This window comes from Virgibacillus sp. NKC19-3 (genome assembly GCF_019837165.1).
Lineage (GTDB): Bacteria > Bacillota > Bacilli > Bacillales > Amphibacillaceae > Virgibacillus_L > Virgibacillus_L saliphilus.
Map to the genome: position 1 here is coordinate 25426 of NZ_JAGYHC010000001.1, position 20069 is coordinate 45494.

The following is a 20069-nucleotide window of genomic DNA, read 5'->3' on the forward strand; positions in this document are numbered from 1 at the left end:
GCTGCTTATTTCATTTAATCTCGAGTATAACAATGTATCACCCGGGACAGTCTCTTCAAAATTCCCATTCATCCTTCAGTATCAGGTATAGTGTCAGAAGCATATTTTCCAGTTCCCGTTCATTCTTCCTGTTCACTCCTATACCTGCTTTTGGTAAAAGAGTCTGAGCCATCTTATACGTAAGCTGCATTCTTTCAGCTTGAGGTAATTGCAATATTCGATTACTGTATGTATTCAATAAGTTCCATTCTTTTATTCCAAGTGAATGAAGGGCTCCGTCTTCTATAGATAGGCTTTCCTTCGAAAGACCACGTGATTTGATTTCTTTTTCAATCGCGGTGGCTTTATGTTCTTTCTTTGGTCTAGGTTCATGTACAACAAGCGTTCCGGCAACTAAATCACCCAGCCTTTTATGTTTGGAATGGAAGAAAATCATGATCATTCCAGTAAGATACATTGGAATCATATCGATCACGCGCAGTAGATTTCGGATCAAACTGGAAAGCAATGTGATGCTATGCCCATTATCCTGAATCACTCGAAGCCCCATTAATCTTTTTCCAAGTGTTCTGCCACCAAAGAAATATTCACATACGAAAAAATATCCCCAATAGGCGAGAAACATAAGAATAACGACAATAGCAGCAGCGGAATCCGTTACGAGCAAGTCCATGTCAGCGTTAATAGCGAATACTAAAAATAAGGTAATGACTATATTGAAAATCGTCAACACGATCTGATCGATAATCATTGCTCCTGCTCTACTCCCCAAACCTGCCAGCTTAAATTGGAGGGAGACGAATTCCGGTGTTTTAATCGCTACTTGTTCTTCTTGATTCATCTTTATTACCCCATTTCATTCATAATAGTTTTCATTAAGGTACGTACAGCTTATAATAGACAATAGCCTGAGAAAATATGGAATCTAGTGAAAGAAGGTGTTGGCATGAACCTCAATCAATTCGTGAAACAAAATCGCAAAGACTGGAAACAGCTTGAGCAATATATAACAATCTTACAGAAAAGCCAACGAAAACAAACCGGTGAGACCATTCATCAATTCAACCAACTTTATCAAAAAGCGGCACAGCACCTGTCTTATAGTCAAACATTTTTTCCGGATGAGGAGATTACTTCCTATTTAAACGGGCTTGTTGCCAAATCTCACAATCTATTATACAAGGACCAAGTTTCCAGTATGAAGCAGATCCGGACTTTTTTCAGTACAACGTTTATTGGGCTGCTTTTGGAGCAGTGGAAGGCGGTCACCGTAGCGATGGCCCTGTTTATTATTGGAATGCTTGCTGCCTTTCTTTCGGTACTAAGTGATCCACTACATCTTTACGGGCTACTGCCGGAACAAGTAGCGCAATCGGTTAGCCCGGAGGAATTAGGTGCTAATCACGATGCCATTAATCATTCTATGATGTCTGCTTCGATTATGACAAATAATATTCAGGTAGCATTTCTCGCCTTTGCAGGAGGGATTACATTTGGAATCCTGACCGTCTATGTCATGGTTTATAATGGGATCATGATTGGCGCGCTGGCCGGCCTTTTCTGGCATTACGGGCAATCTTACGAGTTCTGGGCTTACATTGTTCCGCATGGCATCATCGAACTCACGGCTATATTTATTGCAGGTGGCGCCGGCTTGCTGATGGGATATAAGTTGTTTGTCCCCGGTCCATACGCTCGTGGATACCAATTAAAAAGGCAGGCGAAGCGATCCGTCCAGCTATTGCTTGGAACGATTCCTTTATTCGTGATTGCTGGTATTATTGAAGGATTCATTACCCCAGCATCATTTTCACTAGAGGTGAAATATATCGTTGCCATTGTAACCATTCTTGCACTCATTCTTTACATGGTAAGTGGAAAAATGCTGTATCTTAAAAACAGTACTAAAGCAAGCCTTGATTCATAATGTCAATATAACGAGAAACGGCTGTCGTGGCAAGATGCTCCTCTGTTGTCTCGACCAGGAGCAGTCCCTGTCTCTCCCATTTGACTTTTTCCCGTTTTTTCGTTTGTATTTGTTGCTGGGCCATGCTTTTTAACATGGCCTGTTGCACTTGCATTGGTTCCTGTTTAGAAGTAGTAAGAAGCGTCTCATCTGCTACAGCGATGATCATAAATAAATGCTGTTGCCGCAACCGTTTTAACTGGATGAGGATGGTTTCTTCCTGCAAGAATGTATGGACATCACTAAATAAAAGAATCAGACTTCGCTTTTTTTGTACGTTTTGTACATAGGCAAAGGCGGCCGGATAATTGGATTCATTCGTATCTACGTTTACATTGTATATTGCCTGTACTATTTTTTGCAGGTGATTCATTCCTTTGGCAGGAGGCACAAATACGTTTACCTGTTTCGAAAATGCAAGTACTGCCACGTAATCCCCATTTTTGAGTGCTGCTGTAGCTGTCGTTAATGCTGCTTCCAGACTTTTTTCCAAGCGGTTTCCATTTCTTAGTTCGGCGCCCATCATTCGTCCGCAATCGATTAAAATCGTGATATATTTTCCATGCTCCGGTTCATACTCATTCGCCATCAGCGTTTGCAGTTTTGCCGTCTGTCGCCAGTTGATTTTTCGCGGATCATCCCCCACTACATAATTTCGGATCTGGGTAAATTCCCCTGTACGATCTCGTTGTTTTCGAATCTTTGCTCCTTCATACAATAAAAATCGCTGTGCATGCTTTAAATACTGCTTTGTTTCCGTCAAATCAGGAATAACCTTCACCATATTTTCCAGCTCGATTGCCATTTGCTTTTCCCATAATCCGAAGACACTCTGGTAGCGAATGTACATTTTGTTAACTTCATATTCCCCTCGGACTGGTGCAACGATGTTATACGACAATATAGCAGACTCCTGTCTATTTATATTCCCCTTTAATGGGAAAGGAGCCTGAAATGATTGTGGCACCCCATCTATTAAACGTACGTTTACTGCATAAGCGGAGGCGTTACTCAGTTTCATGTGAGCGGTGTAGGTGATGCCCTTTTCCATTTCACTGGGTATTTGGCGTTGCCCCGTTATTTCCTTCCTTTTTGGTGAAAAAGATAAATCGATTAGACTCATCCCTAGAATAATACCATTCACGATAAATAGCCAAAGCCATGAAAGACCTGAAAAATTGGAAATCACAATGAGACCAATGGAAAAAATGAGAAAAATCACAAGCAGTTTCCTTGTTGGCAAGATCCCTCTATCTTGGAACAGGAACCGCGCCCACAAGCTCTTCAATAATTTGGTCAAGGCCCACTCCCTCCAATTCCATCTGTGGCGCTAATTGTAACCGATGCCTTAATGCTGGCTTTGCAACGATTTTAATATCGTCAGGGGTTACATAATCACGACCGGTCAAATAGGCCCAACTCCTGGCTGCTTTCACCATGGAAATAGCTGCACGTGTACTTGCCCCGAACTCGATAGCATCTATTTCTCTTGTCCGTCGTACAATTTGCATCGTATACTCAAAAACATCATCACTTAATGTGACATTCTCAATCTCATGGCGTATGGAAAGAAACGTCTTCATGTTCATCACAGCATCTATTCCTGCTTCTGCTGTATTGTTTTCCATGACTTGTTTTAACACATTTGTTTCATTTTCAAAGGAAGGAAAATCGATATTCAATTTCAATAAAAAACGATCCTGCTGCGCTTCCGGTAACGGATATGTCCCTTCATATTCGATGGGGTTTTGTGTAGCCACAACGAAAAAAACTTGCGGCAATGGATACGTTTCTCCTTGAATCGTCACTTGCTTCTCTTCCATTGCTTCCAATAAAGCAGCTTGCGTTTTTGCTGGTGTCCGGTTAATTTCATCCGCCAACAATATATTTGAAAATATCGGCCCTTTAAGGGTTTGAAAACGACTGTCCTGCATATTGTAAATGGTGCTCCCGGTGATATCACTCGGAAGTAAGTCCGGTGTAAACTGTATTCGTTTAAAATCTCCATCCATTAAATCGGCAAGGGTTCGAACCATTTTTGTTTTACCGGTGCCGGGGACACCCTCAATCAATACATGCCCATCTGCTAAAATTGCAGCTAACAGGAGTTTCAAGTTTGACGTTTGACCAAGAACGCTTTTTTCATACGCTTCCAGTAAAGACGTTAATTCATTTCTCATCATCTTCCACCTCTTTTTGCAATCTATCTAACTTTTTCGACCATAAAAGGTATTCTTGTTTGTTCACATGCGCCTTATGTAAAACATCGATAAGACCATTCAGAAAGACGTCAACCCCTTCGTTCGGTTGCTTCTCCCATCTTTGATTCAGCTCCCCCTTTATGTCTGCCCAGTTCTTGTGGTAGGGAATGCCCCACCGCTCCTGCAATAATTGTTTTACATAATCTGCTTGAATAGCTAAGGAATCTTGATATCGATGTCCCTTTTGATACCAGGATGCCAGTGCCCGGATCCGTTCATCACTGAATCGAGCGGTTTCTTCCCTTGGCTCCACAATGGGGCCAAAGCGTTTCCCTTGTAGCCAAAGCCACATGAGAGTAAGCAAAATTGCTTGTATCCCGAGCACCAAGATCCAGTCGGGATAAAGGTTGGTTAGACTTGAAGCATGCCCTGTTTCATGCATATATTCATCAAAAAAAATCGTGTTCCAGTTTTGTTTTTCTTCCTGCATGAGTTCCTGCAGCAGCGGTATATGATCTTCATCCAGAATTCTACTATTGGTCATCCAATCAGGAGCCGTTGCTGCAATTAATGTTCCATTGCCATAAGCGCGTTTGATGGCGATTGCGCCAGCCTGATCATGCAATAAAACATCATCTTCCGTGCTTGCCTCTATACGAACGGAAGAACTTTTTACGGCTTGGTAATCTGTTCCGGTACTGTTATGTATGATTTCATTACTTGTATCTTCCTCGACAGCTGTCGTATTCAAACCAAACATCCCATCCGGATTGGTTTTTAATAAAAGAATGGAGTTCCCGGATTCCATAAAGGAAATATAGTCATCCATTTTTCCTTGGTCAGGGATGAAAAATGGTTCAGCCATAATAAGCAGTTGATCTTCCTCTTGCGCCGGTAAATGTTCCGGTGCAAACGGCCATCTTTCAACCGAATCCATTTCCTTATTCATGGATGTGTAAATGGCCTTCACTCCTGTTGGCGAAGGGGACTGTGAAACAAAAGCAGGATATTCTTCCGGTTTATCTGGTGCAATAAAATAACTGATTACTCCGACAAATAGAAGAAGAACAGCGAGCCAGATCAACATTCTTCTGCCTGAAATTGGTTTTTGCAACGTTGTCCCTCCCCTAATCTTTCGTGTGTCTTTCTCCTATATCTTCTGTGAGCCACCCCATGATCTCATCGCGAAATGGGATATATTCGCTCTTTTGTAAATGGCGTTCGCCATAGACCACTTGATCAAATACCAACGCCAGGTGATAAAATGGATCTGCGATTTGCTGATTTACTTCCTTAAGTTCAGCAACGTATTCCCCATTTGTCTTCCAATTTCTCACTATCAGCCAATTTTTCGCATGAAAGTAAAAGAGAAGCGCCAGGAACATATGACGCGTGGCACCTGTATAATTTTCGCTATTTTCCTGTTTGCGGGCCTCTGTTAGATGATCGTGGTATGTCCAATCTTTTTCGTTCATGGACTGCAGCGGCTGATAATCGCGAAATGTACGGCTTCGTCTTCCTTTCCGAAAAGCGAGAAAAACGACGAATCCAATGAGAACGACCACAATACCAATAAGTACCATAAGTATGATACTCGCAACCCCCTGCGTTGGTTCTAGTGAAGGTAATATATCGGATAATAGGTCATGAAACCAATTTTTTAACTGATCCCACCAAACCTCCAGAAAATTTCGATTATCTTCATAATAAATCTGATATTCCGGTTGGTCTAATATATCCTCTAGTTCTTCCCTCTCCATTTTTGATCACCTCCATCTCGACCCTCCCCGGTACATGTTAATTACCGGGGGTTTGATAGTCATCGATCATTTCATTTAAGTCATCGCCATCATGCCGTGTTTTTAAATCAAAATAAAGAATGGCATACCCCACCATAAATACCATCGACGTAAATAGGGTTACCAGATTAATGATAAGTGTATATAGGACGCTTGTTCCTAAAAGCATAATGAATATGGATTCGATGGCCACACTTATAATAAAAAATATGAGGGAAAGGACTAAATAGATCCCCAGTACTTTCCATACTTGTTTACGTGTTAAGCGCCAACTCCTTGCCAGTCCAGGCATGTTATCGTCAAACACGGTAGCCCCAAGGTAAAGGCTCCAGCGACTCATGAAAAAGAATACAGTGAATCCAAGACCTAAAAATAGAATAATCATCATTATAATTCCTGCAACCGGGGCTGCCATCGTACCGATAACACCGAAGATTGTAATGATAATAGTTGGGACAAAAACCATGCCAAAAAAAATGACGCCAAACAGTAAACTACTGCCTAGGATCTGCCAAAATTTGGAAAACGCTTGTTTTATAACAGATTTCACTGTAAATTCCTGCCCTTTATTCAACTGATTGATAGCAAATAAACCAGCTGCTAATGCAACAGGATACAATATCAACATTGGAAAAGTCACGACAATATTCGCCAAATCTTCTCCTAACGTTGTATTAGCACTCGCCTCCACACTTGAAAAAATTTGATCAAACCTACTGCTTCCACTACCCATTTCTCTAAAAAAGCTAGTTCCGGATAATAATAAAATGATAGCTTGCAGTAAATAAATCGGACCAATAAGGATAAGTACAATCTTGAAAAAATCCGAAAAATGATTTTTGCATAAACGAAATGCTGCATCAAGGATTTCACCAAACCCCTTGGTTTGTTGTTGTTTATTCATTTATTCTCCCCCTCCTGGAATTTGTAGTATGCCTATTTTAACATTATTTTCTACAATTTGGGTGTTTGGTTGAATAAAATCCGATAATGTACAAAAGGTCTGGTACCATTAAGTTAATAAGTGGGATGATGGCAGTTCCGTAAACTGATCCTACTGCTAATTATGATTTTTAATTGACTTCATTTCAACTATATTTTACTATTACGTTATACGTTATATCGTAAAACGTAATAGTTGTAAAAAGGAGTGAGAACGTGCCTAAAAAAAGTAAATTCTCAGAACCTAGCTTGCTCATTTTGATAAGCCTTGCTGAGAAGAACCGTCATGGTTATGCCATTATGGAAGACATTGAGGAAAGTTATAACATCAAAATAGGACCAGGGACATTATATGGAGCTATTTCTCGTTTAGAGAAATGGGGATATATACGTGTGCTTACGTCTGAAGAACATAAAAAACCATACAAACTGACAGAGGAAGGACAACAATACGTAACGGAACAAATTAAAGAAATGCAAAAGGTAACGAATCTTGGTTTAAAAAGGCTTGGTCTAGTATGAAGTGGTTTGTTTATTTGTATCCTAAAACGTGGAGAAAACGTTATGGCAATGAACTAATGGATGTATTAGAACATACCGATAAGTCATTTAAAACAATCGTTGATTTGCTTTTTGGTATCATTGACGCCTGGAATATGGAGTTAACAGAACGGAATAATTATTGGATTCGTATCGGTCAAATGTTAGTTTTTATCACGTTAATCAATGCTATTATTGTGTTAAAAGTGAAGCCGCTAAACGAAGTTATATTGGTAGAACAAGTGGCGATGGCGGCAGTTTTGATAGCTATGCTTTCTTTATTGGCAGCGGTTGTTGCTTTTATCGTAGGCTTATTTAAGTTTGGCGTCGAAGAAGGCTATTCCTTTAAAACAAAACTATTGAAAACTTCCGTAGGTTTCATGGGAGTATATGGGATTTTTACTGTAACATTTTTGGTCTTGATAAAATAACGAGGTATCAGGCAAGGAAGACGACTCCAACGATATGAAAAGGAGAGGATTATTATTTATCTAGGAAATTATAAAATTTTGCAATCGTGGGTAAGTTTATCAACGATGATAGTGGCCTTTGCTGCTTTAGTAATAACTGCTAATACCACACCAGCTTCTGACACTGTGGTATTGGATGAACCAACTGATATGTGGTCATCCATTGGAAAGCTAATGGTTTTATTTTTACCACCTTTCATTTTATCGTTGTTTAAACATTCTTCTGTGAAAATTATAGCTGCGATTTATCAAGTTTTTATTATTCTTGTTTTTTTAGGTGTGATTCTTTTAGGCATCATTTTTTCTAATGGTTTTCATCTATCTCTTTCTAGTGGCGGATTTTGGATAAGTGCTCTTGGTGTGATAGGTATGATTGGTAGTATGGTTAGTATCATCAGTACTGTGAGGGAACTTAAAAGAAATTCAGTTATTCATTAAACACATTTTAAGACAGATAAAGCCATGAAACGTGTAGGAGGATTAGTTAAATGTTGAAAAGGCTCTCCATGGTCCTGTTAACGTTGATAGTAGCTCTTATTGGGGTTTTATTAGCTGCAAATACGAAAACAGGTGAAACAATCTCTTTTGAGGAACCCATTCTATTTTGGATAGGTATTGGAGTAGTTATTATATTATTCTTACCATCTTTGATCTTATCTATCTTTAATAATAATGGCGCAAGAATTGCATTTGCAATGTGTCAAGGGTTTATTGCATTATTATTTTTGGGGCTTATCCCCTCTTGGTTTTTAGGTTTTAATGGCGGTGCCGGGGCCAGTATAATTGGAATTGTAGGCACTGTTGTTAGCGCTTGTAGTATAGCGGTTACTTTTTTTGATGGGAAAAATAACGGCAATAAAGGAGTAGTGTCATGAGTAAAAATAATAACGTTTTGGCGTCACTAAATTATTTTGGCATTTTTTTTGCTCCGTTTTTATTTCCACTTGTTATGATGCTTGTAACCAAAGATGATAAAGTACGGTTTCACGCAAAACGAGCAATCTTATCTCATTCGCTCATACTTATCATAATAATCGTAGTGATGGGGTTAAGTACGATCTTTTATCTTTTTCATCCAGCGAAATTGACAGCTGGTGTTTTGGTAATTGGTTACCTCGTAGCAAGTGTAATAAGTGTCATTCTTTTTATATGGAATGTGGTACAGGGCGTTGAAGCGGTGACTTCAAACAACATTGCTAGATAGATACCGTTTTTTAGGGTGAAGTTGTATTCCTCCCCTTTTTCCCATTCTGATAACGTGCAAATGAACGTTTCTTCATGTTAGAATGGTCATACGTTATCGTGAATGACTCCGTATGGTTTTGAGTTCGTCAACCTTAATGATACGTGGTTTCACGATGACTTTTTATTGATTTTGATGTTGTTGCATTCATTTGCTAAATCATAATTTAAACACTTTACCCATTTTTAGAGAAAGAAGGTTTCCCTTTTGTATATGTTAATTATCGTGGGAATGATTGCTGGTATGATGGTTCCTATGCAGACTGCGGTAAATAATCGGCTGACGGTATTTACAAAAGCTGTTTTGCCGACATCTTTTTACTCTTTTTTAACGGGGACTATTATTCTATTTATCATTAATCTTATCGTGGATCCTGGCAAATTCACGCTTTCATTTTTTGGGTCCCAATCATACTCTTATGTCTGGTTTGCAGGCGGTGTATTGGGTGTTATTTTTTTGACAGGGAATATTCTGTTATTACCCAGAATCGGTGCAGCTTTGACGGTTATTGTGACAGTCACAGGACAAATGGTCATCGGTATTTTTATTGATACATTTGGCTGGTTTGATGCAGACGTAAAGCCTTTGCATGTGATGCATATTGTTGGTGTACTCCTATTAATTGCCGGGATTATTTATATGAACGTGAAAAAAAGGGGAGCTGTTACAAAGAGTTCTTCCCTCCTTTGGATTTTATTCGGCTTAGGTACAGGAATGATGCCGCCGATGCAAACAGCTATCAACAGCAGTTTGCGATATGAGGTAGATTCCTTTATTTACGCGGCTTTCATATCATTTCTTGTAGGCACCATCGTGTTATTTATGATGGCAATCCTTATTCATAAGGGAATCAAATTAACACGTACTTCCGGAGATATGACATTAAAGCCATGGCATTTTGCCGGTGGTGTTCTTGGTGCTGCATATATTGCTTCCAATATTATGTTAATGCCTTACCTTGGTGTAACACTGACGTTGATGTCTACGATTTTAGGGCAAATTGTTATGGGGCTCGTCATCGATCACTTTGGCATGTTTAACTTACCGAAATATCCGGTTGATCAAAGAAGAGTGATTGCTGTATTGATGATTATCAGTGGCATTGCATTATTAAATTTCTTTTAAAAAAGCCGTTTTTAGGGGGATGCATCAAACGCTAATTCCCCTAATGGGAAAATATGGAATTGAAAAACAAAGAGATTAAGCGAGTAAAATGTTTATAAAATAATTGACATCAAAAACAAGGCATGATATATTAATCCTTGTCGTTACGGAGGTATACCCAAGTTCGGCTGAAGGGATCGGTCTTGAAAACCGACAGGCGGGTCAAACCGCGCGGGGGTTCGAATCCCTCTACCTCCTCCATTTTATAAATTAGCGCATAACGATTGGAGATAAAAATCGCTACATTGTAGCGGTTTTTTTATATATATGTGCTTTTAACCATTGTAATAAAGACTCTTATATAGCATACTTACTGTACATGTTGACGAGGAACGGACTATTTTTCGGCAAAAAAGGTGGATATCAAAATGAATAAAAACATTGCATTTATTGGTGCAGGATCGATGGCAGAAGCAATTATTTCAGGCATTGTGAAGGCTGAGATATTACATAAGGAGCAAATAATCGTTACAAATAAAAATAATCAGGAGCGTGTGCGTCAGCTTCAACAAAAATATGAAATCCGGAGTATGATGGATAAAGAGAAAGTAGTGCGTGAAGCAGATATTATTATCCTTGCTACGAAGCCATATGATCTAAAAAATGCGGTTGAGACCATAAAAGCATATATCAAGCCGAATCAGTTGATTATTTCCGTCATTGCTGGAATTTCTACAGATCATATTTCCGACTTAATCGAAGGTGATTTCCCGGTAGTACGTACCATGCCCAATACCTCTGCTACCATTGGCTATTCCGCAACAGCAGTTACGGCAGGCAAATTCGCTACAGAGGAACATCTCGAACAAGCGAAGGCGTTGTTTCAAACCATTGGAACCACAACCATTGTCGATGAAGCAGACATGCACACGGTTACAGGCATCTCTGGAAGTGGACCAGCATATATTTATTATTTCGTGGAAGCCATGGAAAAAGCTGCTGTTGAATTTGGACTGGATCAAGATGTTGCGCGCAAGCTTGTTATCCAAACGATTGTAGGGGCAGGTGAAATGCTCCAACATTCCGGTGAATCCGCATCTACATTACGAAAAAAAATCACCAGCCCAGCAGGAACAACAGCCGCCGGCATTGACACTTTAGATCAGTATCACTTTGAAGAAATTATGAAGCAATGCGTGCAAAGTGCAAGAGAGCGTTCGATTGAATTGGGTAAGAAGGAGTAAAGGAGAGATTTCTAGATAGGGTGCCTACATGTGCTCTCGGTAGAAGCTAAAGTTATGTTGAAGCGGTTCCTTCGTGTGAGGGTGATCTGTCCTTACTTCGAGGAGAAGTGTTTCATTTACTAAAAATATAATGTAAGAGAAGGACTTCGCTATTCAGCATAGAATAAAAGTACAATCACAAAAAAGCCTTATAGTTAAGGAGTTACAGCCATCCAATTCCCTAACTATAAGGAGATCGCACTGATAATAGAATGATAAAAACAATATTTAAGGCCGGGTGGTTCCATGCCTCCTAATCAATAGTAAAATAAATCCATCCAACTATTTCATGAATTCCCTCGATTTCCATCGCCGTGACTGCTGGATAAAATGTCCTATTCTTTCTAAAATCGGCTCAATGGATCCTTCTTCCTTCATTAAATCATAATCGGAGATACTAATGCGCAGAATGGGACAGGCATTGAAATTATTAATCCAATTTTCATAGCGTGTGTACATTTCCTCCCAATAGGAAATAGGTGTATTTTTCTCCATTTCGCGTCCACGTTCATGAATTCGCTCAATAATCTCATCAAATGTCCCTTCTAAATAAATGAGTAAGTCCGGGTGTGGGAAATACGGAGTCATTACCATGGCGTCAAATAGATTTTTATATGTTTCATAATCTGTTTTGGGCATGGTGCCATTTTCATAATGCATACGTGCAAAAATTCCTGTGTCTTCATAAATGGAACGATCTTGAATGAATCCACCGCCATATTCGAATATTTTCTTCTGTTCCTTAAATCGCTCTGCTAAAAAATAAATTTGTAAATGAAAGCTCCAACGTTCAAAGTCTTCATAGAATTTTTCCAAATAAGGGTTTGTATCTACCTTTTCCAAGGATGTTTTAAATTGCAATGCATGTGCCAGTGCGTTCGTCATGGTAGACTTTCCGACACCAACTGTACCTGCTACTGTTATGATGCTGTCATTTGGAATTTGGTATTTTTCTCTTAATTTCATTATGTTTATTCTCCTCTATCAATCGTTTATCGTTTCGCCTGAATAGCACGGGACTCGAGCTGCATCCGCACCTGCTCAATCACACGATTTAAATCTTCCTGATGGTGCACAAAGTCTGTCTTATCTCCGTTAATCCGTATGACCGGAATATCCGGATGCATGACCTCAAATTTATTCATGTAATCTTCATAGTCTCGTGCGAGTTGAGCCAAATAGGATGGCTTCATATTTTGCTCCACATCCCTCCCGCGTCGACGAACACGCTCGACTAGCGTATCAATGCTGCCGTGCAGGTATATCATCATATTCGGAACGGGCATGTCACTCGTCAAAATATGATAAATCTGTTCATACTTCTCAAATTTATCCGCTGGTAATGTACGTTTCGCAAAAATCATGTTTTTCGATATATGATAATCAGCAATAACTGCTTTATGCTGCTTTAGGAATTGTGTTTCAATATCCTCTAATTGCTTGAAACGATTGCATAAAAAGAACATTTCCGTTTGAAAACTCCAAGCCTTGATATCATCATAAAATTTGCCGAGAAATGGATTTTCCTCGACGATTTCTTTAAGCAAATGAAAATCAAAATGGACAGAAAGTTTTTTTGCAAGGGATGTCTTTCCAATACCAATGGGCCCTTCTATTGCAATAAATGGAACCTCTGTCATAGATACTCCTCCAATCAATAATCAATCTGGACAGATGTGTTTTATTTTATCATAGAATGAAGCGATCATCTATGAGATAAAAACTTCCACTTTTCAACAAAGCCTCATTTATGTATAATGGGTTTACTACAATTAACACATGTGGCTCCGTAGCTCAGGGGATAGAGCGTTGGTTTCCTAAACCATGCGTCGCAGGTTCGAATCCTGCCGGGGCCATTCACTTAAGTTCTACGATTTTCGATAGGATATAATTCCATTCGCTACTCCACTACAAATGACAACAAGAGAGGGAATAGTATGAGTCTTACAAAGAAAATTCTTATCGCCCTTATTTTAGGGGTGATTGTTGGTATAGGTTTTACCTTTGTATCACCAGAGGTGTTTTCCCCTGTTGATACGTATGTATTAACTCCGGTTGGACAAATATTCTTAAACCTCATCATGATGATTGTTGTGCCGATTGTGTTTGTATCTATTGTACTAGGTACAGCCGGTTTAGGTGATCCGACAAAGCTTGGGAAAATCGGGCTTAAGACGATTAGTTTTTATCTGGTTACTACAGCGGTTGCATTAATGATTGGGCTGGGAGTTGCTTATGTGCTTGAGCCTGGTACGGAGGGAACTTTTGATGTAGAAAATGCGGAATTTGAAGCGGAATCTACCCCACCGGTCATGGATACGCTGATCAATATTATTCCGGAAAACCCTTTTGAAGCACTGGCCTCCGGGGAAATGTTGCAGATTATTGCGTTTGCATTATTCATTGGGATCGCACTTGCTTATCTAGGTGAAAAAACGGCTGGAATATTTCGGTTGTTTGAACAGGCAAATGAGCTTTTGATTTGGCTGGTTCATGTTATTATGAAAACAGCACCATACGGAGCGTTTGCTCTGATTGCATCAGCGATCGGTGATGCGGGGCTGGATGCGATTGGATCCATGGCGATGTATATGGTTGCCGTGGTATTAGCCTTAGTTATACATGGAGCTGTTACGTATAGCATAGCCATTTGGGGACTTGGAAAGGCAAGTCCGATTAAATTTTATAAAGGATTTTTCCCTGCGATGTCAGTAGGCTTTAGTACCTCTAGTTCCAGTGCTGCCTTGCCTATTGCTATGCAATCAGCGCAGGAAACCTTAGGTGTGAAAAAATCGATCAGCAGCTTTGTTCAGCCATTAGGTGCAACGATTAATATGGATGGAACCGCTATTATGCAAGCTGTTGCAACGGTGTTTATTTCACAGGTTTATGCGGTACCGTTGGAATTTACGGACATTATTCTAATTATATTGACGGCAACACTTGCGAGTATTGGAACAGCAGGAGTTCCAAGTGTTGGTTTAATCATGCTAGCGATGGTCTTACAACAAATCGGATTACCGGTAGAGGGAATCGCATTAATTGTCGGCGTTGACCGCCTACTGGATATGCTTCGTACCTCTTTAAATATTACAGGAGATGCAACAGCCGCATATGTCATCTCGGAAAGTGAAAAGCGGAAAGAAGCAAACACAGCTGAATCTGCAAAATAATAAACAAAGAAGACCGCCCTTATGATTAGGGGCGGTCTTTGCTAATAATCAGGCTTTACCAACAGAATCAGTCTGCCACATTTCTAATTTTTCGGCCATTTCCCAAAACATGTATTCAAATTGACTGGTCTTGATCACGATTTCTTCTAATGCTACAAGTTCATGTTCAGGTTTGTCTTTCGTAAGTTCATTGATTACATCCATACAGTCATTTGCCAATGTGGTAAAATCATCAGAGGAATACATTTTCACCCATTCTCCATAAAATTCATGATCCAACGCTCCAGGTATTAAAGCTAAATGTTTCCCAATAAAATTATAGCTCCATGCACAAGTAAGAATAGCTGCAATCACATTTTCCACTCCGCCTCGTTGGGACATATTCAACATATAACTGGTGTATGCAGTTGTCGTAGACGCAGCTTCCGTCTCTTCCAGTTCTTTAGTTGATATGTTAAATTTGCTAGCATACTTACGATGTAAATCCATTTCTACATGCAATGTTTCATGTAATAGATTTGCAAATGTTGTCATAGTCTTCAAGTCAGGTGCTTTCGCACTACCTAAAGCAAAAAGCCGAGCATACTCGATGAGATATACATAATCTTGCTTCAAATAGTGTTTAAACTTTTCTTGATGCAGCGTACCATCCCCAATTCCTTTTACAAAAGGATGCTCCAAATAGGCATTCCATATTGGTTGGACTCGGTTCCATAATCGATCTGTAAATAAATTCTCCATTATATACACTCCTTTGATTTTTTCCCACATTAGAGGAGTGAAAAGAAAAAACCCCATCCACTAGCACAGTAGTAGAATGGGGAGCCATCATCAAACATGTATACATAGCCACTTTCCTACGCTAGTATGAACTAGATCAGGTTCGAAGGGTCAAGTATCCTCTCTCAGCAAATAAATATGCTCCCCTAGTGAAAAATGAAATAATATGAAGTTATTTATTATGAATTAAACCATAAATATAAGTATAAATCAAAAAATAAGCCTATAACTTAAACCAAATCACTTTAAAAAAGTCATAAAATGTTCTAAAATAGAAATCAGTTAGCTTAATGTTTGGATTTTTTCTAATTGTAATCGGTTGCAAAAACTTAAATTGAGGTGATTAGATGGATGTACAAAAAATCCCGGCAAGAGAAGGGAATTATAATCTACAAAACTACGAAAAAATGCGTGAAACATTTAAGTGGGATGACGTTAAAAAGAACTTCAGCTGGAATGAAACCGGCAATGTTAATATGGCATATGAAGCCATAGATCGTCATGCCAATGATCCAAATAAAAAAGATCAGGTTGCTTTATTATATTCCGCTCCGGACCGGGAAGAGCGGGTTACCTTTGAGCAACTTCGGCAAGAGAGTAATAAATTCGCTAACGTACTGAAGAAGTATAATGTGAATAAAGGTGATCGTGTCTTTTTGTTTATGCCTAGGAGTCCGGAATTCTACGCATCTTTCTTTGGTATATTGAAGACAGGGGCAATTGCCGGTCCGCTGTTTGAGGCGTTTATGGAGCAAGCTGTACGAGATCGTCTGCAAGACAGTCAGGCACGTATACTTATTACGACCCCGGATTTATTAGACAGGGTGCCACAGGAGGATTTACCTGATCTTGAAAGAATTGTCCTCGTTGGGGATCACAGTGAAACCGCTGATATGTATATTGATTATAAAAAAGAAATGAACGTGGCATCACCGGATTTTTTGATCGAGTGGGTTGACCTGGAGGATGGCATGCTGATTCACTATACATCCGGTTCGACAGGCAAGCCCAAGGGTGTATATCATGTACACAATGCGATGATTCAGCATTATGTCACTGCTGAATGGGTGTTGGATCTCAAGGATGACGATATTTATTGGTGTACCGCTGATCCGGGCTGGGTGACCGGCACAAGTTACGGGATATTTGCCCCATGGTTGAAGGGGGTTACGAATGTTGTTCGTGGCGGGCGCTTTACGCCGGATGATTGGTACGGGACCCTGGATAAATATAATGTAACCGTATGGTATACCGCACCAACAGCATTAAGGAAGCTTTTAAGTGCCGGCGAAGAGGCTGTGAAAAGACATGATTTATCACATTTGAGACATGTGCTAAGCGTTGGAGAACCACTGAATCCGGAAGTTGTGACATGGGCATTAAAAGCATTTGGTTTACGTATTCACGATACATGGTGGATGACTGAAACGGGTGCACAACTGATTGTAAATCTTCCATCAGAAGAAATTCGCCCTGGGTCAATGGGTAAACCAATTCCAGGAATCGAAGCGTCTATTGTTGATAATGAAGGTAACGAAATTCCACCAAACCAAATGGGGAATTTAGCAATTAAAAAAGGCTGGCCTGCGATGATGCGTACGGTGTGGAATCGCCCGGAGAAATTTGAAAGTTATTTTATAAATGGCTGGTACGTATCCGGAGACAGTGCCTATAAAGATGAAGATGGGTACTTCTGGTTTCAGGGCCGTTTGGATGACGTCATTAACACTTCGGGGGAGCGCGTTGGGCCATTTGAGGTAGAAAGTAAATTACTCGAACATCCAGCAGTTGCAGAGGCCGGCGTCATTGGTAAACCGGATCCAGAGCGCGGGGAAATTGTTAAAGCATTTATTACACTAAATGATGGCTACGAGAAATCGGATGAGTTGCTTGAAGAAGTTCGACAATTTGTGAAAACTGGATTGAGTGCACACGCAGCACCTCGTGAAACAGAGATCACCGATAGTATTCCAAAGACACGCAGTGGTAAAATCATGCGTCGTCTTCTGAAATCATGGGAACTTGGCTTGCCGACAGGGGATACGTCGACATTGGAGAAGTAAACATAAAACGTTGGCTCTTTATTATATGAAGAGCCAACGTATTTTGTTTGTGCAATTGGGAAGTTTTCTATAAGGATAGCAAGACCAGGCACCTTCTCAAGTACATGATATGCTGAAATTTATCCAATTGATGTGTCGGAGAGCCCATCTCAAGAACATGATAAAGCTGAATTAGACCCAACCATGTGCTATAGAGCGCGTCTCAAGAACATGATAAGGCTGAATTAGACCAATTGATGTGTCGGAGAGCCCATCTCAAGAACATGATAAAGCTGAATTAGACCAATTGATGTGTCGGAGAGCGCGTCTCAAGAACATGATAAGGCTGAATTAGACCAATTGATGTGTCGGAGAGCGCGTCTCAAGAACATGATAAAGCTGATTAGTCCAATTGATGTGTCGGAGAGCCCATCTCAAGAACATGATTAGACTGAAATAGTCCCAACCATGTACTATAGAGCCCATCTCAGGAACATGATAAGGCTGAATTAGACCTAACCATGTACTTGAGATCCTTACTCATGTACGTAACTACACCGATTCTACATCATTCATATACAATAGAATCCCGAATTTGTAGCGGTGAAGCCGCGAATTTAGAATCAAGGAATCCCGAATGGGTAGTGTCGCAGCTTCCTTAAAAAGCCCCTCCCTCCGCACACTAAGCTGCAGTAATATCTTCTGCTGGTCCGAAAATCTCAAAATGAAGATCCGTATCTCTCACACCATATTTTCGTAGAATTTGATAGGACGCGCGCATGAACCCTTTTGGTCCGCAGAAATAAAACGCAGCATCATTTGTCGGCAGCGTTTCACTCAGCCATTTATAATCAATACGGCCTTCTTTATCACAATAATCGCCTGCAGAAGGATTGCCATATACAACATGACTTGTAACTTGCTTGTTATCTTCAGTAATCTCACGTACACGATCCTTCATGGCATGGTAATTGCTCGATCTGGCGGAATGGATAAAGATGACCTCACGATTAGGCTGTTCTTTAATTACTGTCTCCAGCATACTCATCATCGGTGTTAGTCCCACACCACCACTCATTAAAACTAGTGGTCGCCTGTCCTTTTGATCAAGTATGAAGTCACCAGCTGGCGCGCTAATTGGTAAAATGCTTCCCTCATGAACGTCTCTATGCAAGAAATGGGATACGATTCCCGCCGGACTATTCCCTTGTGCCTCTTCCCGTTTTACACTGATTCGATATCTGCCTTCTCCCGGTGCGCAGGATAGGCTATATTGACGCAAGTGGGTATAAGCTTCTCCCTCAATCTCTGCTTTTATGGTAATATATTGTCCCGGTTGATAAGTAGGAACGGTTACCCCATCTGCTGCTTCTAAATAAAATGATGTAATAACATCACTCTCTGGTACCTTCTTTACCACTTTAAAATTACGGAAACCAACCCAGCCACCAGGTTTATTTTGGGTCTCTTCATACAGCTCCTTTTCAACGTTGATAAACACATCCGCTATCGCATCATAAGCTTTCCCCCAGGCATTGATGATGTCGTCCGTAGCCGCATCTCCCAGCACATCTTTGATCCCCAATAATAAGTATTTTCCAACAATTTTATATTGGTCTGGTTTGATATTCAAGCTTTTATGCTTTTGGGCAATCTGTTTAACTACTGGTAAAATTTCCTCCAAATTATCGATGTGTACTGCCGCAGCATACACCGTTTTCGAAAGTGCTTTTGGTTGTTCTCCATTTACTTGATTGGTTTGGTTGAAAATGTTCTTTAATTCAGGATGGGCTGTAAGCATCAGTTCATAAAATCGATTTGCTATTGCATCCCCATGTTCTTGCAAAACTGGTACAGTTGCTTTTACAATGTCTCTAGTTTCTTTATCTAACCTTGCAGTCGTTTCAATTGCCACAACAATGCACTCCCTTTTAAAAAATAAACATGTATTTCGTATACATGTTTATTATATAAGAAACATTGTAACTGTATCAATAGTGTAAACGGGTTTTGTGTTACAATATTGTGAAGACGATATAAGGAGAATACTAATGCAATTAAAAAAATATACCGATTACGCATTACGCGTATTAATTTTTACAGGAATGAAGCGAGATGGAGAGCTTGCGAGTATTAAAGAGATTTCCGAGGTATATAACATCTCGCAGCATCATCTCGGGAAAATTGTTTTCGAGCTAAATAAAATGGAACTTTTAGAAACGGTTAGAGGGAGAGGCGGTGGGATTCGGCTTGCGAAGCCAGCAAATGAGATTAATGTTGGTCTTGTTGTTCGGCGGCTGGAGAATGATTTTAACTTACTGGAATGTTTTGATAAAGGAACCAATCATTGTGTAATCTCCCCGGGATGTACGTTGAAGCATGCGCTGAACAAAGCATTATTTGCATTTTTTCAAGTGCTCGATCAATATACAATCAAAGATTTAGTAGCCAATGAGGATGAATTACGTGAATTGATGGGAATCAAATAGCGATGTTTTAAATCTGTACAAACGGGTATACTTATTT

The 20069-nt window shown here is 39.9% G+C and carries 21 protein-coding genes, 2 tRNA genes and 1 riboswitch; of the genes, 13 read left to right on the forward strand and 10 right to left on the reverse strand.

Annotated features, from left to right (window positions below; translation table 11 throughout):
- Positions 1-55: 55 nt before the first annotated feature.
- Entirely contained in the window at positions 56-841 is a 786-nt protein-coding gene (locus KFZ56_RS00105) for an RDD family protein (RefSeq protein WP_222639225.1), read from the reverse strand.
- Between the two features lie 105 nt (positions 842-946).
- On the opposite strand from KFZ56_RS00105, the gene KFZ56_RS00110 reads away from it, so the two are divergent.
- Complete coding sequence (locus KFZ56_RS00110) at positions 947-1927, forward strand: stage II sporulation protein M (RefSeq protein WP_222639228.1); 981 nt, start codon at positions 947-949, stop codon at positions 1925-1927.
- Here KFZ56_RS00110 and KFZ56_RS00115 read toward each other — a convergent pair.
- Genes KFZ56_RS00115 through KFZ56_RS00135 form a run of 5 tightly spaced genes read right to left on the reverse strand, consistent with a single transcriptional unit; the run spans position 1905 to position 6870 of the window.
- Complete coding sequence (locus KFZ56_RS00115) at positions 1905-3266, reverse strand: DUF58 domain-containing protein (RefSeq protein WP_255584735.1); 1362 nt, start codon at positions 3264-3266, stop codon at positions 1905-1907. The two genes, KFZ56_RS00110 and KFZ56_RS00115, sit on opposite strands and share 23 nt — an antisense overlap.
- On the reverse strand, positions 3217-4146 hold the full coding sequence (locus KFZ56_RS00120) for an AAA family ATPase (RefSeq protein WP_222639230.1): 930 nt from the start codon (positions 4144-4146) through the stop codon (positions 3217-3219). The genes KFZ56_RS00115 and KFZ56_RS00120 overlap by 50 nt, the downstream gene beginning before the upstream one ends.
- Entirely contained in the window at positions 4136-5281 is a 1146-nt protein-coding gene (locus KFZ56_RS00125) for a DUF4350 domain-containing protein (RefSeq protein ID WP_255584736.1), read from the reverse strand. The genes KFZ56_RS00120 and KFZ56_RS00125 overlap by 11 nt, the downstream gene beginning before the upstream one ends.
- A gap of 13 nt (positions 5282-5294) precedes the next feature.
- The gene (locus tag KFZ56_RS00130; protein ID WP_222639232.1) at positions 5295-5927 is read right to left on the reverse strand and encodes a DUF4129 domain-containing protein; all 633 of its coding nucleotides are present in this window, start codon (positions 5925-5927) and stop codon (positions 5295-5297) included.
- 37 nt (positions 5928-5964) lie between these two features.
- Positions 5965-6870 carry a DUF8558 domain-containing protein gene (locus KFZ56_RS00135; protein ID WP_222639235.1) on the reverse strand — a complete coding sequence of 302 codons (906 nt, stop codon included), beginning with the start codon at positions 6868-6870 and terminating at the stop codon, positions 5965-5967.
- A 254-nt stretch (positions 6871-7124) separates the two neighbouring features.
- Between KFZ56_RS00135 and KFZ56_RS00140 the strand changes: the two genes are divergently transcribed.
- The 8 genes from KFZ56_RS00140 to proC all read left to right on the forward strand — a co-directional run bounded on the left by KFZ56_RS00140 (position 7125) and on the right by proC (position 11509).
- Positions 7125-7430: a PadR family transcriptional regulator gene (locus KFZ56_RS00140; RefSeq protein ID WP_222639236.1), complete on the forward strand. Its 306-nt coding sequence runs from the start codon at positions 7125-7127 to the stop codon at positions 7428-7430.
- Positions 7427-7879, forward strand: coding sequence for a hypothetical protein (locus tag KFZ56_RS00145; protein ID WP_222639237.1), 453 nt, complete (start codon positions 7427-7429; stop codon positions 7877-7879). The genes KFZ56_RS00140 and KFZ56_RS00145 overlap by 4 nt, the downstream gene beginning before the upstream one ends.
- 78 nt (positions 7880-7957) lie before the next feature.
- On the forward strand, positions 7958-8356 hold the full coding sequence (locus tag KFZ56_RS00150; protein WP_222639238.1) for a YdeH family membrane protein: 399 nt from the start codon (positions 7958-7960) through the stop codon (positions 8354-8356).
- A gap of 50 nt (positions 8357-8406) precedes the next feature.
- A complete protein-coding gene (locus tag KFZ56_RS00155) occupies positions 8407-8793 on the forward strand; it encodes a YdeH family membrane protein (RefSeq protein WP_222639239.1) in 387 nt (128 codons plus the stop codon).
- Entirely contained in the window at positions 8790-9122 is a 333-nt protein-coding gene (locus KFZ56_RS00160; RefSeq protein ID WP_222639240.1) for a magnetosome magnetite crystal formation protein family, read from the forward strand. The genes KFZ56_RS00155 and KFZ56_RS00160 overlap by 4 nt, the downstream gene beginning before the upstream one ends.
- 252 nt (positions 9123-9374) lie before the next feature.
- A complete protein-coding gene (locus KFZ56_RS00165) occupies positions 9375-10286 on the forward strand; it encodes a DMT family transporter (protein ID WP_255585260.1) in 912 nt (303 codons plus the stop codon).
- A 147-nt stretch (positions 10287-10433) separates the two neighbouring features.
- Positions 10434-10526: transfer RNA gene (locus tag KFZ56_RS00170), tRNA-Ser, on the forward strand.
- A gap of 167 nt (positions 10527-10693) precedes the next feature.
- Complete coding sequence (gene proC, locus KFZ56_RS00175) at positions 10694-11509, forward strand: pyrroline-5-carboxylate reductase (protein ID WP_222639244.1); 816 nt, start codon at positions 10694-10696, stop codon at positions 11507-11509.
- A gap of 321 nt (positions 11510-11830) precedes the next feature.
- Here the strand turns inward: proC and KFZ56_RS00180 are convergent, their stop codons facing one another.
- Both KFZ56_RS00180 and KFZ56_RS00185 read right to left on the reverse strand, forming a co-directional pair.
- Positions 11831-12514 (reverse strand): deoxynucleoside kinase, encoded by a 684-nt coding sequence (locus KFZ56_RS00180; RefSeq protein WP_222639246.1) that lies wholly within the window; start codon positions 12512-12514, stop codon positions 11831-11833.
- 26 nt (positions 12515-12540) lie between these two features.
- Entirely contained in the window at positions 12541-13188 is a 648-nt protein-coding gene (locus KFZ56_RS00185) for a deoxynucleoside kinase (protein ID WP_222639248.1), read from the reverse strand.
- Between the two features lie 143 nt (positions 13189-13331).
- On the opposite strand from KFZ56_RS00185, the gene KFZ56_RS00190 reads away from it, so the two are divergent.
- Together KFZ56_RS00190 and KFZ56_RS00195 are read left to right on the forward strand one after the other, a co-directional pair.
- Positions 13332-13404: transfer RNA gene (locus tag KFZ56_RS00190), tRNA-Arg, on the forward strand.
- A gap of 81 nt (positions 13405-13485) precedes the next feature.
- The gene (locus tag KFZ56_RS00195) at positions 13486-14721 is read left to right on the forward strand and encodes a dicarboxylate/amino acid:cation symporter (RefSeq protein ID WP_222639250.1); all 1236 of its coding nucleotides are present in this window, start codon (positions 13486-13488) and stop codon (positions 14719-14721) included.
- Between the two features lie 48 nt (positions 14722-14769).
- Here the strand turns inward: KFZ56_RS00195 and tenA are convergent, their stop codons facing one another.
- The gene (tenA, locus tag KFZ56_RS00200; RefSeq protein WP_222639252.1) at positions 14770-15462 is read right to left on the reverse strand and encodes a thiaminase II; all 693 of its coding nucleotides are present in this window, start codon (positions 15460-15462) and stop codon (positions 14770-14772) included.
- 96 nt (positions 15463-15558) lie between these two features.
- Positions 15559-15659: riboswitch (TPP riboswitch) on the reverse strand.
- A gap of 189 nt (positions 15660-15848) precedes the next feature.
- Here tenA and acsA point away from each other — a divergent pair.
- Positions 15849-17564: an acetate--CoA ligase gene (gene acsA, locus KFZ56_RS00205; protein ID WP_222639254.1), complete on the forward strand. Its 1716-nt coding sequence runs from the start codon at positions 15849-15851 to the stop codon at positions 17562-17564.
- Positions 17565-18225: 661 nt separating this feature from the next.
- Here acsA and hmpA read toward each other — a convergent pair.
- Positions 18226-19452 (reverse strand): NO-inducible flavohemoprotein, encoded by a 1227-nt coding sequence (hmpA, locus tag KFZ56_RS00210; RefSeq protein WP_222643840.1) that lies wholly within the window; start codon positions 19450-19452, stop codon positions 18226-18228.
- Between the two features lie 142 nt (positions 19453-19594).
- On the opposite strand from hmpA, the gene KFZ56_RS00215 reads away from it, so the two are divergent.
- A complete protein-coding gene (locus KFZ56_RS00215) occupies positions 19595-20032 on the forward strand; it encodes an Rrf2 family transcriptional regulator (RefSeq protein WP_222639256.1) in 438 nt (145 codons plus the stop codon).
- Positions 20033-20069: the final 37 nt, after the last annotated feature.